Genomic DNA, 13,168 nt, shown 5'->3' with positions numbered 1-13,168 from the left:
AGATCAGTAGTTAGGAGTAAGAAACTGTTTCAGACGAGACGATTGCGGGTTGCCTAATACGTCATCTGGCGTCCCGGCTTCTTCCACCAAGCCCTGGTGAAGATAGATCACCTTGCTTGAGACATCGCGAGCAAAGCTCATCTCATGGGTAACCACCACCATGGTACGCCCTTCATTGGCTAAATCGCGCATGACTTTCAGCACGTCGCCGACAAGCTCTGGGTCCAGCGCCGAGGTCGGCTCGTCAAACAGCATAACCTCTGGATTCATGGCCAGTGCCCGAGCAATCGCGCCGCGCTGCTGCTGGCCTCCTGACATTTGCGCCGGGTAGGCGTTGGCGCGGGCGGTTAGCCCCACACGCTCAAGTAGCGCATGGGCTTGTTCGATCGCCTCTTTTTTAGGAATGCCGAGCACATGGATAGGCGCTTCAATTATATTTTCAAGCAGCGTCATGTGTGCCCAGAGATTGAAATTCTGAAACACCATGGAAAGCTTGGCACGCATTTGGACAACCTGTTTCCAGTCGGCAGGCTCGCGTCCGTGTCGGGTCGCCTTAAAGCGTATCGGGTCGCCGTGAAGGATGATCTCGCCCTCATCCGGCTGCTCTAACAGGTTCATACAACGCAAAAAGGTACTTTTACCCGACCCTGAAGCGCCAATCAGCGTGATCACATCACCTTTTTGGGCTTCCAGTGAAAGGCCTTTCAGAACTTCCGTATCGCCGAAGCGCTTTTTAATATTACGCACTTCCAGGGGAGTAGCGGCCATAAACATAGGCTCCAGTACAAAGTTGCCGCGGTAGCAACGTGTTGAGTTAACGCAGGCTAAGTGCGGCTGGCGCGAAAAAAGTGGCGATTCTATCAGGCTCAGCGAAAAATGCGTGCTTTCCTTATACGATAAATGTAGGAAGGCTACCGTAAGTGAAACACATATGCCTCGATATTATCTCCATGTTGTTGTTATTAAATAACTATTAAGCTTATTTTTCGGTTTGACTTGAGGGGTGAACCGGGGCCACCAAAAGCGCCGCCCGCGCACCCAACGCCACGTTGGCATTAGGAAATACGACGTGTAGCGGCGTCTCGCCAACCACGAAATCGCCTGCCACGCTATCCCAGGCCAAACGCGTGCCGGGCTCAAAACGGCTGAAGTTGGGCATGTCAGCATCAACGTAGAGCGTAAAGTCCTCCGCTTGGCGCTTAAGCTCATGCTCTACCTGAAAGAATACCATGGCAGCCGGGTCTTGCTGAGCAGGCGTTTCGCCTTTGCTGAGCGACGTAAGCAGCGCGCCCATTGGGATCAGCGATGCCCTATCATTTTGCCCGAAAGGGGCGACGCGGCCTAGCTCAAAAGTAAACGCTTGAGCGCCATGGTAATGCTTGCTGTAGTGCGAGAAGGTCCAGCTCGTCTGGTGTTGATGAAGCACGGCCCGCATGCCCGCAGCAGCAAGCCACTGCCACTGCTCCGGCAGGGTCGCAGTGTTAGCAAACGGCTCGACAACAAAAATCGGGTAGAGGCTTTCACGAATGGCGGTGTGCAAGTCGTAGTGCAACCTGGGCCGCGCGGCATGAGTGTCATAAAATCTATCTACCGCAGCCATTAATTCACGTGCGCGTTCTGGCTCCTCACCGCTGCCCGGTAAATCACGCGTGAAGAGACGGTTAAGGTTCGTTGCTATAAACCGTTGCTGAGCGCGTAGCGCGGGAATATTGCCAAGAATGACCAATACGGGAGCACCCAGCGGGGTAGTGCCTGCTTCCAGGGCGCTTAGCCATTCACCGAGCAATTCAACCGGAGCTGTTTCGTTGCCATGAATCGCCGCTGAAAAAACGCAGGCATAGGCATCTGGCTGTGGCGTATGAGGGATAAGTTCCATAATGCCGGGGGCATGAAACCGATAAGTACCGCTTGGGAATTGGCCGCTACGCTGTACGGGAGGGTGCCCATCAAGGGTCCAGTCAAGCCAGTGATTCAGCATTATCGGCCTCTTGTTATTGGTTGGAAATTCACACGCTATCTTTAACATGCTCAAAAACGGGAGCAAGCACTAGCGTCGTGGTTATGAAAGTGGCGGGCGCTCGAGTGTAAGACGGTACCTAAAATGCTCACGGTGAGTGGGCGTTTTAATAGGAAGGGCGCTTTGCCGCGCACTTTTGGAATTCAATGCGAGAAACCAGCCGCTGCTTTGTATCTGCGTAAGGTGAAAATCGAAGAGAGCAGGGGAAAACATTCGCTTTTCGCTGCTGCAGGCTAGGCTATGTTGTAGTCATTCCCTAATCGGAATGCCATTAACGTAGCTAAAACGCAGTCCAAAGGAGTAAGCAATGACAAAGGTATTGGTACTTTACTATTCCATGTATGGGCATGTTGATACCTTGGCCAAGGCCGTTGCAGAAGGGGCAAGGAAAGTTGAAGGCGTAGAGGTAACCGTTAAGCGAGTACCTGAAACCATGCCCGCAGATGCTTTCAAAAATGCCGGCGGTAAGCAGGATTACGATACGCCCGAAGCGACTCCCCAGGAACTGGCCGATTACGATGCGATTATTGTTGGTACCCCAACCCGCTTTGGCAATATGACCGGCCAAATGCGCACCTTTTTTGACCAAACCGGCGGCTTATGGGCTAACGGCACCTTGCGTGGCAAAGTGGCGAGTGTGTTTACCTCAACAGGTACCGGCGGTGGCGATGAGATGACGATTACCTCCACCTGGACGACGCTTGCCCACCACGGCATGGTGATTGTACCCGTCGGCTATGGCATTGAAGAGCAGTTTGATATTTCCGAGGTCAGCGGCGGTAACCCTTACGGAGCGGCGACTTTGGCTGGCGGCGACGGTTCCCGCCAGCCCAGCGAGCGTGAACTGAAGCTTGCGCGCTTTCAGGGCGAGCACGTTGCAAAAATCGCTGCGAAGCTGGCGGAGTAACCAACCGCTAATAAAAAGCCACCCCGTCGATAATTATCTGCGGGGCGGCTTTCCTATGGCGAAGGGATTACTGGCTTAAACGTTTGGCAATCGCGCGGCCCAGCGATTCAGTGGTGCCTTGGCCGCCTACATCACGGGTGACCACTTGGCTGTCGCCTTCGCTAAGCACGTCTTCAATGGCCGTCACCATCGCATCAGCGGCTTCTTTATAGCCCAGATGTTCAAGCATCATGGCGCCAGACCAAATCTGCCCAATTGGGTTGGCGATACCTTTGCCTGCAATATCCGGTGCGCTGCCGTGTACCGGCTCAAACAGGCTAGGGAATTTGCCTTCGGGGTTAATGTTGGCCGAAGGGGCAATGCCGATAGTGCCGGTACACGCCGGCCCCAGGTCGGAAAGAATATCGCCAAATAGGTTGCTACCGACGACCACGTCAAACCAGTCCGGATGCAGTACAAAGTTGGCGGTCAGAATATCAATATGGAATTTATCGACATCAATCTCCGGATACTGCTTGGCCATTTCCAGCACGCGCTCGTCCCAGTAGGGCATGGTGATAGAGATACCGTTGGATTTTGTGGCCGAGGTGAGCTTTTTGCGCGGGCGAGTTTGCGCCAGATCAAACGCATATTTAAGCACGCGGTCAACGCCTGTGCGCGACATCACGGTTTCCTGAATGACAATTTCGCGCTCGGTGCCTTCAAACATCTTGCCGCCGATGCTTGAGTATTCGCCCTCGGTGTTTTCGCGCACCACGTAAAAGTCGATATCGCCCGGTTCACGCCCGGCAAGCGGGCTTTTAATACCGGGCATTAACTTGCAAGGGCGTAGGTTGATGTACTGGTCGAACTGGCGGCGAAACTGCAGTAGCGAGCCCCAAAGAGAAATATGGTCGGGCACTTTGTCGGGCCAGCCGACCGCGCCGTAAAACAGCGCATCGAAACCCTTGAGCTGTTCAAACCAGTCGTCCGGCATCATTTGGCCGTGCTCCAGGTAGTAGTCGCAGCTGCCAAATTCAAAGGTCGTGAATTCAAGGTCGATATTAAAGCGCTTGGCTGCGGCTTCAAGGGCGCGAATACCTTCGGGCATGACTTCGGTACCAATGCCGTCGCCAGCGATCACTGCAATACGGTGGGCCATTTGGATTCCTTGTTATTAAAAAAGATGAGCGATGAACGCAGTGTAGCCGCTATCTGAGTGATAATAATCAGGCTATTATTCAAGCTATTGTTGCCTGAAAGTGGAGAATCCATGTCGGCGCTAGACGATCTTGCATTTTTTCAGCAGTTAGCCCGTGCAGGAAGTTTGACAGGAACGGCGCGTGAGCTGGGGATTTCGCTGTCGGCGGTGAGCAAGCGCTTAAAGCAGCTAGAGGCGCGTTTGGGCGTGGAGCTTGCCGCACGCACCACCCGGCGGTTGACGCTAACGGCAGAAGGCGAGCGTTATCTTTCCCGCGGGGCGCTGATTCTGGATGAGTTGGGGGAGCTTGAGAACTCTCTCAACGATACACATAAGCATGGGCTTAGCGGACGGCTGCGGGTTAATGCCACCTTTGGTTTTGGTCGGCAGCACATTGCGCCGCTGCTCTCCACCTTTTGTGCAATGCACCCAGCGGTTGAGGGATGGCTGGAACTCACCAATTTTCCGCTTAACCTGAGCGATCACGGCTTTGATGTCGGTATACGGATTGGCGAACCGCCGGATTCACGTTTGATTGCTCGGCCCATTTTGCCCAATCGCCGTGTGCTGTGTGCAGCGCCCCGTTATATCGCCCGAATGGCACCGTTGAACGCGCCTGGCGACCTTGTGCGCCAGGCATGCCTGGTGATTCGTGAAAACGATACGGACTTTCCCCTTTGGCGTTTTGAGCGTTGTAATGACCCGGGCTGCGTTCAGTCAGTGAAGGTGAGCGGGCGGCTGGCCAGTAACGATGGAGAAGTCATAACTCGGCTGGCCCTGGACGGACACGGGATAATGATGCGTTCATGGTGGGATGTAAACGAGCACTTGGCCAGTGGGGCGCTGGTGCCGTTGCTGCCTGAATGGCAGGGCGTGCGAGCCGACTTTTATGCGGTGTTTGAGCAGCGCCGCCATGTGCCCACGCGGTTACGCGCGTTTATTGACCATGTGCAGCGTGACATAACCGGGCGAGTACCGCCGTTGCCAGACATTACTTGCCTCGATTGATGGCGAAGGCACTCATCACCATAAACGACGGTGATCAACTCATCGAGCACTGACACGTTCGGTCAGAAACCATTGGATAAAATAAGTATCTTGTTAGGGGCTCAGTTAACCCTGGGTGTGCGTTATGGGCGCTTGGCGCTGGGTACGTGGCAAGGTCTTTGGTTAGGCGAGCACCGCGACTAGGGAGAGCCGCGGCGCATCCTTGCTACGTTAAATGGTTGCGATGCGTTGGCATAAGACGCGCACTTATAACGTAAGCTGCGCTTTAATAATTGGCCATGCCGGTTCGCCGTCGGTGTTCGTTACATCGGCAAGCATGGCTTCTACCCGCTCGGGGTGATTGCTGATCCACTCCTGGGCTACCTCTGAAAGCGCACGCTCGTCCTGGCCAAACGCCTGGATCATCCAGCTTTGTTCGTCAGCGGTGAAGCTGAACTGCTCAAAAAACGTAGTGATATTGGGATTGGCTTCAGCATAGTCGGCGCGCAGCAGGGTAAGCACATCACTTTCACCGTTGTTTTTACCGAACAGATTTTCTGGATCCTCCAGGTAACGCATGGGTAGCTCAAGGTTCATCCAGTGAGGTGTCCAGCCGACCCAGACCACCGCTTGTTCGCGGTCGATAGCATCGCGAGCGGCGGACAGCATGGCGATTTCGCTGGTATCAACCAGGCGCCAGTCACCCAGCTCCCAAGCGTCATTATCAATGGCGTCATGGAGAATTTCGCTGGCGGCCGAGCCAGCGCCAAAGCTGAGAATCTGACCGTTAAACAGGTCGCGGTTTTCGGCAAGGTCAGCAAAACTTTGAATGCCGCTCTCGTAAATATAGGTAGGCACGGCCAGCGTCATTTGCGCGCCATCAACGTTGTTCGCCACATCAATCAGTAAGCCTGACTCTTTGCGTGGGGTGAACATGTCACGCTGAGCAGGCAGCCAGGCGCCCAGAAATACATCGATATCACCGCTCTCCATACCCTGATAGATCACCTGCAGGCCAATCTCTTGCGCGCGGGTTTCATAACCCAGCGGGTTTAATAGCTGTTCGGCTATTTCCGTCTTTACGGTAATGCCAGGCCAAGCGGGAACACCAAAATCAAGTGTTTGATCATCGCCGTGCGTGGTGGATGCAAATGCAGCGGATAAGAGTGCTGTTGCTACCAACGGCATGCTGGGTGAGAGGCGTAGGCAGGTTTTCATTTAGATCTCCTTGCTGAGTTTTTATATCGCGCGGGGCGGTTTATGAGTGGCGTGCCAACACACGCAGGCGAGAGGCGAGCATGTCGCGGTCTAAATACGTGCCCTGGAGGTGACGAGCGCCGCTATTGGGGTCGAATTCTCGTCGTCCATGGAGTACACGCCGATTATCAAAGGCCACCATTTGACCGGGGCGCAGCGTAAATTCCAACTGATGCGCTTCACTGTGGAAGAGCTGCCACAGCGTCCGATAGGCACGGTACCATGCGTTCATTTGTGAGGCGGGAAGATGAAGGGTATCCCGAATCCAGTTATTCAAGCGTATTTCTACCAGGTTGCCGCTGCTATCAAGGGTAATGACTGGGGCACGAACGGTAATATCGGTTGCCTCGTCCTGAAAACGAAAATCGATCGGGGTCTCACTCAGAATAGTCAGCGCGTTGGAGTCCTGGTGACGCAATGCGTTAACGACTCGGACACCGTCGGCAAACAGTGATTCGCCACCGCTGGCCTCATTTTTTAGGCAGTAAAGTAGCTGGATATCCGGTGGTTGCTGCCAGTTGGGCAAATCTATATGTAGGGGTAAACCTGCCGCCGTATACGCCGCATTATTAGGGTTAGGCTTTGAGCGTACATTAAAACGAGCGCCGAAATTAGTCGTGCGCAGTGGGCCAATGCGTTCCGCTAAACGGCTGACTTCTTCTTCCATCAATGGGGCTTCTGTAACCAGCGCTAAACCATCGCGTAGCAGGGCAGTAATCCAGGCTTTCTCACCCGCTGGGGTGAGGAGGTCAGCATGTAAAATGCGTTCAGGGAAAAAATTATCAACCCAAGGAGCCGACTTCGGAACAGGTGATGTCAGGCGCGTTTCCGGGCGGCGCTGATAGAGCCAGCCGCTGTGGAAGGCACTGGTATGTCCGTCCTTCCAGTGTAAATAGATGTGCCCATTTTGCAGGCTAATATCGGGTGCTTCGTTAATGTCAGCCAGAGGAACATAGAGCCGCTCGCGTGTTTGCGGGTGGCGGCACTCAGGGCAGGCGCAGTGATCGCGCAGCCAAAGCAGTGGTAGCGTAGTAACGTCGCTGGTTTGCCATGTCAGCGTCACGCCTTCCTCGGTGAGCATCGCGTCGCTTAGTGATGGGCCTGAGTCGTAAGGGGTAAATTCGCCCATTTGGGGCGCCTGATGCGCTTCGGCGGCAAACACTGTACTCGTCATTTTTGCCTCTTTATGGTGATGAAAAACGCTTAAATTCGGCCACTTAGGATGCGCATTCGTCATGGCTCAAACAAATGATTAATATGGCCCCTAAGGCCTCGTTTTACTTATAGGTGGGTTTCCCATGAGTCAGTTACCGCCACTATTATGGCTGCAGGCGTTTGAGTCGGCGGCGCGAACGCTCAGCTTTACCGCGGCTGGAAATGAGTTGGCCGTTACCCAGGCGGCCATTAGTCAGCGAGTTCGGTTGTTGGAGGAGCGGTTGGGGCAAAAGCTCTTTGTGCGCCATGCGCGAAGCTTAACCCTCACGCCTGTTGGGCAAGCCTGGCTGCCCAGTATCAATGATGCTTTTTCGCGGATCAGCGAAGGAACGACTGAGGTGTTTGGCGCTACCAGTGGGCAGCCTGTGACATTAAGAGCCACGCCGATTCTCCAGCAATCCTGGCTGGCGCCGCGTTTGGCTGCTCTTTACCAGCACTGTCCACACATCTCCATTCGCCTGGTTAGCGCTATCTGGCCAGATGACTATGGGGCAGAGGGCGCCGATATCGAAATCCGTTATGGGCGAGGCGAATGGAGTGGCGTTGAAATGCACTCGTTAGGCGATGAACAACTGCTACCAGTGTGTTCTCCAACGCTTGCTGCAACGCTAACAACGCCTGCCGATTTAAGAGGGCACACGTTGCTTCACGCGGTAGGGTTTGGTGTCGGCTGGTCAGGCTGGCTGCAGGCGGCGGGCGTGGGTCACTTGGAAACGCAGTGTCGTTCTATAACATGCGATAACCAGGTGATGACGTTAGCGTTAGCTAGCCAAGGCGCAGGGGTAGCGCTCATTCATCGCCGTTTGTTGGAGCAGCGCAATGACCTGGTGACGCCGTTTCCGTCCATTAGTGTGCCAAGCGATGAGCAGTTCTGGCTGGTACGTCCCAGCCGCCGGCAGGTAGATGACGAAGCGGCCTTGGTCTGGGTGTGGTTAGCGAAGGATACTGACGCCACTTAGGGGTGTTTTAAGAATAAATACACCAATTTTCTTGCCATTTTGGTGCAGGCGTGAAGAATGAAGCGCCTCCGATAAGTTAAAAAAAGGCGTGTTGTATGGATTTTTCGGTACCTCAACTGTTGACCGCGTTGGTTGATCGCGGCAACGGGCTGTTATGGGGCAGTGTGCTGATCTACTTACTGATCGGCGCAGGCCTCTACTTTACGATACGAACCGGCGCGATTCAGGTACGTTATTTCGGTCACATGTTTAAACTGCTGCGCACCTCGCGGGATGCTGGTGACGGTATCTCCTCGTTTCAGGCGCTTTCGACGAGCCTGGCGGCACGCGTAGGCACCGGCAACCTGGCGGGTGTGGCGGTGGCGATCTATTTTGGTGGCCCTGGCGCGATTTTCTGGATGTGGATGACCGCCATGGTGGGTATGGCGACCAGCTTCGTCGAATCTACCTTGGCGCAGGCCTACAAAACAGACCATGGGGATAGCACCTTCCGCGGTGGGCCAGCCCGTTATATTGAACGTGGGCTTGGACTGCGCTGGCTGGCCGTGCTGTTTTCCATCTGTTTGATTATCGCGTTTGGATTGGCGTTTAACAGCGTACAGGCCAACTCCATCGCCCAGGCCATGGAGCAGGCATTTGCTGTTCCCACCTGGGCCATGGGGTTAGTCTTGGTGGTCGTTGTGGCGCCGATTATCTTTGGTGGCTTAAAGTCCATCGCCAAGGTCGCGGAGCTGGTGGTGCCATTAATGGCACTGCTTTACCTGTTACTCGCGCTTGTTGTAGTCGGGCTTAATATCGGTGACTTCCCAGCAGCCATCATGACCATTGTGAAGAGCGCCTTTGGCCTTGAACAAGCGGCTGGTGGGGCCGTGGGTTATGCCGTGTCACAAGCGATTATGCACGGCATTCAACGCGGCCTGTTCTCCAACGAGGCGGGCATGGGTTCGGCGCCGAATGCGGCAGCTACCGCCAGCACGCGCCCCAACCATCCGGCTGCCCAAGGCTTTATTCAGATGCTGGGTGTGTTTCTGGATACGCTGGTTATTTGTACGGCCACGGCGGCCATTATTATTATGGCAGGGCCTGAGCTTTTAGCCGGTGAAGAGACGAATGGTATCCAATTGACCCAAATGGCGCTTTCAAGCCACGTAGGCGATTGGGGGGGCATGTTTGTAGCCGTCGCAATCTTGCTGTTCGCGTTTACTTCTGTGATTGCCAATTACTCTTACGGCGAGTCCAATATTGAGTATTTAGCCGGTCGTCGAGCGCCGGTGGCGATTCTCCTTTACCGCTTGGCGGTGCTGGCGATGATCATGGTGGGATCGGTGGCGAGTCTGGGGGCGATCTGGAACTTTGCGGATCTTTCCATGGGTATGATGGCCATTATTAACCTGGTGGCTATCCTGCTGCTTTCACCTGTTGCTTTTGCGTTGTTCCGTGACTACGAGGCGCAGCTGAAGGCAGGCAAAGAACCTACCTTTGATCCCAGCAAATTCCCCAAGTTAGCCAATAAGGTTGATCCCAAGGCGTGGCCTAAAAAGCACTAATCACCAGCCAACTAAAACCCTGCTTATACAAAAGCAGGGTTTTTTTATAGATATCATAATTCGATTTTATCGAACGTAACGCTCATATCATTGCGCTTTTGATTAATCAAAATCATCGTAAAATAGCGCCAATTCCTTATTAATCCTGCGTTGGAGCTTTTTTAAAATGACAACTCGTGCCCTGTTGGTTACCTCCTCTGTACTTGGTGAAAACGGTCAATCTATCGCCTTGGCCAACCACTTCCAAAGCCGTGCGGCTGCTCGCGAAGGCGTCGATGTCACTAAACGCGACGTGGTTGCCGATGCGCTTCCTCACCTGGATATTGCGGAACTGGGCGCATGGCAGACACCGGCTGATGAGCGCAGCGACGAGCAGAAAGCACTGGCTGCTCGCTCTGATGAACTGTTGGCCGAACTGCGTGCTAATGACGTGTTGGTCTTGGCTGTACCGATGTATAACCTGGGCATCCCTTCGCAGTTAAAAGCCTGGTTTGACCGCGTACTGCGTGCTGGCGAAACGTTCCGTTACACAGAAAACGGCCCACAAGGTCTAGTCGAAGGTAAGCGGGTGATTATTCTGGCGGCCCGTGGTGGTATGTATGCGGGGTCGGACATGGATAGCCAAACGCCACACCTGAAAAGCATGCTAGGCTTGATGGGCATTACCGATGTTGATGTTGTGTACGCAGAAGGCCTGAACATGGGCGAAGAGCAGCGTGCTGCAGCGCAGAAAGAAGCGTTTCAGGCAATTGATCAGTTGGTGGAAGCGCTATAAGCCCGTTAGCCTGAGGTAATTACGGAGAATCCGTTATGGCACGTCCCGAACTATTGGAGCAGATCTATACGATTGTCGATCAGATTCCGGCGGGGCGAGTCACGACGTACGGGCGCATTGCCGCTATGACAGAAGGCGCCACACCACGAATGGTGGGGTCTGCCATGCGCCACTTGCCCGATGGCCATGAGCTTCCCTGGCACCGGGTGATTGCGGCCTCACTTAAACTTGCTGACCACGGCGGTGCTACCCGTCAGCACCAGAAATTGCGTGATGAAGGCGTGATGTTTGATGCCAATGGGCGCGTGCCGCGTCACCTGGTGTGGCCGGATGAGCCGTAGAATAAGTCTTTCAACGAAAAAGCCGCGCGGTTGCGCGGCTTTTTCGTTTGTTCGTTCATTTATCCCTTTCTGAAAAGCGCTAAGTACGTGCCCCATCGAGGTGAACGTCCTGTGCTTTTTTCGTCATGGCACCGGCAAGCCGGCAGAGCAATAAAGCGGCCACGCCACACAGCGTAAGTGTTAGTGGCATCAGATGCGGCCCCTGGGTCGCCAAGCTGGCAACATAGCCAACGGCCGCCGCGACCACATAGTGCAGGGTACCCATCAGCGCCGAAGCCACGCCGGCCTGCGCCCCGCCAGCGTTCATGGTTAGCGCGGTCAAATTACCAAATACCAGTCCGAGCGCCCCAATCGCCACCCCCAGCAGCGCCACGTACGTTTCGAACGTGACCATACCCGTCGTGACGACCAGATATAAAAGCGCACCCGCCAGTGCATGTATACCAAGCCCGATATAAGTCACCCCGGCAGGCGTCATACCGCGTGCAGACAACGCATTGGACAGCATGCCACCGATAATCAGCCCGACAGAATTGGCGGCAAATAGATAGCTGAAATGGGTCGGGGTCATGCCAAAATGGTCGGTAAACACAAACGCTGCGGCGCTGATATAGGTGAAAAGTGACCCCAGAACAAAGCCTCCGGCCGCCGTATAAGCCATGAAGACTCGACGACGAGACTGAGCCAGATACCCACGCACGACACTGCTTACGCTAAGCGTTGTGCGCTGCCCAACATCAAGCGTCTCGGGAATGGCGGCCAGGCTCCATGCCAATCCAATAACGCCGAGAGCTGCTAGCATCCAGAAAATACCGCGCCAGCCACCGTGCTCAAGCAGAAAGCCTCCCATCATGGGCGCCACGACGGGTGCAATCATCATGACTTGCATCAATAGCGAAAAGATTTTGGCAGAGCTTTTTACATCGCAAAGATCGGCCACAATGGCACGCGGCGCGACCAATCCGGCGGCCGCGCCGATGGCCTGTAAAAATCGGGCAGCAAGTAACCACTCAAGCGTGGGCGCCATGGCCGCAACCACCGAGCCCGCCACAAAGATCACAAGCCCCACCAGGAGCGGCATTCGGCGGCCAAAACGCTCCAGTAGCGGGCCATAAAGGCACTGCCCCAGCGCCAGTCCTGCCAAAAAGACCGACAGCGTTTGCTGCACGCTGCCTGCCGAGACCTCATAGGTGTGCGCAATCATCGGCATGCCGGGCAGATACATATCAATCGCCATGGCATCGAGTGCGGTCAAAAGGGCCAGCAGAGTGACTAGCGCCATGCCCACGGTACTTTGGTGAGTATTCTCACGGATGGCCTGTTCAGTCATGATGCTCTCCTACAAGCCTGGCGATGCTGTCGCCCATAAGGCGCTCAAGCGCGTTGAGACGTGCCTCAAAGCGCTCGGTGCCAATATAAATAAGCGCCACGTGGAGGCTATCCACCATGCCCATGTAAGCGTGGCCCAGTATCAGGGCATCTTGATCGGAGAGTGCCTCCCCCACATGGCGACGCAGCGCTGCCGTAAAATCTGCTAACAGCTGTTGCATGTAAGTTTCGTAGCCTTCCTGAAGCTCGTGGAAAAGCGACTCAGGTGGAATATACGAGGTGCGTAGCAGAAACCGAAAGTGCTCAGAGTCGGCGTAACGTGCCAACAACGATTCGCAATAGTGCTGGCCTGGCAGTCCAGTATTGGAATGCTCAAAGCATTCATGAGCAAATTGCGATTCAATTTTCAAGGCATCTTCAAACACCGCCAAAAACAGCGCGTCCTTATTTTTGATATGCGAATAAAGCGACGCTTTGCGAATACCGGCGTCGGCAGCAATCCCCGCCAGTGAGGCGCCCTCATAACCATGCCGGGCAAACTGGGCAACGGCCGCGTTGAGCACCCGGCGTAGCGCGGGTGTTGTCGTGGATAACATTTCGAGTCTCCGAACATGAAACATCTTGATGATGCATGCTTAAAGCATGTCAAAAACC

The 13,168-nt window shown here is 54.6% G+C and carries 13 protein-coding genes and 1 pseudogene; 7 read left to right on the top strand and 7 right to left on the bottom strand.

The window, feature by feature from the left end:
* Positions 1-3 precede the first annotated feature (3 nt).
* Positions 4-774 carry an ABC transporter ATP-binding protein gene (locus ACT3RU_RS13935; protein ID WP_412767842.1) on the bottom strand — a complete coding sequence of 257 codons (771 nt, stop codon included), beginning with the start codon at positions 772-774 and terminating at the stop codon, positions 4-6.
* 205 nt (positions 775-979) lie between these two features.
* Complete coding sequence (locus tag ACT3RU_RS13930) at positions 980-1,978, bottom strand: succinylglutamate desuccinylase (RefSeq protein WP_192528200.1); 999 nt, start codon at positions 1,976-1,978, stop codon at positions 980-982.
* 346 nt (positions 1,979-2,324) lie between these two features.
* On the opposite strand from ACT3RU_RS13930, the gene wrbA reads away from it, so the two are divergent.
* On the top strand, positions 2,325-2,924 hold the full coding sequence (gene wrbA, locus ACT3RU_RS13925; protein ID WP_192528201.1) for an NAD(P)H:quinone oxidoreductase: 600 nt from the start codon (positions 2,325-2,327) through the stop codon (positions 2,922-2,924).
* 67 nt (positions 2,925-2,991) lie between these two features.
* Here the strand turns inward: wrbA and ACT3RU_RS13920 are convergent, their stop codons facing one another.
* Positions 2,992-4,065, bottom strand: coding sequence for a tartrate dehydrogenase (locus tag ACT3RU_RS13920; RefSeq protein ID WP_192528202.1), 1,074 nt, complete (start codon positions 4,063-4,065; stop codon positions 2,992-2,994).
* A gap of 111 nt (positions 4,066-4,176) precedes the next feature.
* On the opposite strand from ACT3RU_RS13920, the gene ACT3RU_RS13915 reads away from it, so the two are divergent.
* A complete protein-coding gene (locus tag ACT3RU_RS13915) occupies positions 4,177-5,112 on the top strand; it encodes a LysR family transcriptional regulator (protein WP_192528203.1) in 936 nt (311 codons plus the stop codon).
* Between the two features lie 87 nt (positions 5,113-5,199).
* Positions 5,200-5,295 (top strand): annotated as a pseudogene (locus tag ACT3RU_RS13910) (secondary thiamine-phosphate synthase enzyme YjbQ); the annotation flags it as partial.
* A 63-nt stretch (positions 5,296-5,358) separates the two neighbouring features.
* Here ACT3RU_RS13910 and ACT3RU_RS13905 read toward each other — a convergent pair.
* Positions 5,359-6,309: an ABC transporter substrate-binding protein gene (locus ACT3RU_RS13905; RefSeq protein WP_412767843.1), complete on the bottom strand. Its 951-nt coding sequence runs from the start codon at positions 6,307-6,309 to the stop codon at positions 5,359-5,361.
* Between the two features lie 40 nt (positions 6,310-6,349).
* Positions 6,350-7,522 carry a TauD/TfdA family dioxygenase gene (locus tag ACT3RU_RS13900; protein WP_225733890.1) on the bottom strand — a complete coding sequence of 391 codons (1,173 nt, stop codon included), beginning with the start codon at positions 7,520-7,522 and terminating at the stop codon, positions 6,350-6,352.
* 124 nt (positions 7,523-7,646) lie between these two features.
* On the opposite strand from ACT3RU_RS13900, the gene ACT3RU_RS13895 reads away from it, so the two are divergent.
* The 4 genes from ACT3RU_RS13895 (at position 7,647) to ACT3RU_RS13880 (ending at position 11,185) form a co-directional block, all read left to right on the top strand.
* On the top strand, positions 7,647-8,522 hold the full coding sequence (locus ACT3RU_RS13895) for a LysR substrate-binding domain-containing protein (RefSeq protein WP_192528204.1): 876 nt from the start codon (positions 7,647-7,649) through the stop codon (positions 8,520-8,522).
* 95 nt (positions 8,523-8,617) lie between these two features.
* Entirely contained in the window at positions 8,618-10,069 is a 1,452-nt protein-coding gene (locus tag ACT3RU_RS13890) for an alanine/glycine:cation symporter family protein (RefSeq protein WP_192528205.1), read from the top strand.
* A gap of 166 nt (positions 10,070-10,235) precedes the next feature.
* Positions 10,236-10,844: an FMN-dependent NADH-azoreductase gene (locus ACT3RU_RS13885; protein ID WP_192528206.1), complete on the top strand. Its 609-nt coding sequence runs from the start codon at positions 10,236-10,238 to the stop codon at positions 10,842-10,844.
* Positions 10,845-10,879: 35 nt separating this feature from the next.
* Positions 10,880-11,185, top strand: a complete 306-nt coding sequence (locus tag ACT3RU_RS13880; protein WP_192528207.1) for an MGMT family protein — start codon at positions 10,880-10,882, stop codon at positions 11,183-11,185.
* A 79-nt stretch (positions 11,186-11,264) separates the two neighbouring features.
* Here ACT3RU_RS13880 and ACT3RU_RS13875 read toward each other — a convergent pair whose 3' ends face one another.
* Both ACT3RU_RS13875 and ACT3RU_RS13870 read right to left on the bottom strand, forming a co-directional pair.
* Positions 11,265-12,515 (bottom strand): multidrug effflux MFS transporter, encoded by a 1,251-nt coding sequence (locus tag ACT3RU_RS13875; protein WP_192528208.1) that lies wholly within the window; start codon positions 12,513-12,515, stop codon positions 11,265-11,267.
* Positions 12,508-13,110 (bottom strand): TetR/AcrR family transcriptional regulator, encoded by a 603-nt coding sequence (locus ACT3RU_RS13870; RefSeq protein ID WP_192528209.1) that lies wholly within the window; start codon positions 13,108-13,110, stop codon positions 12,508-12,510. The genes ACT3RU_RS13875 and ACT3RU_RS13870 overlap by 8 nt, the downstream gene beginning before the upstream one ends.
* Positions 13,111-13,168: the final 58 nt, after the last annotated feature.

This window comes from Halomonas sp. TP35 (assembly GCF_052375975.1).
In the GTDB taxonomy this organism is placed as follows: domain Bacteria; phylum Pseudomonadota; class Gammaproteobacteria; order Pseudomonadales; family Halomonadaceae; genus Vreelandella; species Vreelandella citrativorans.
This window is presented reverse-complemented; position numbering and strand designations above follow the sequence as displayed.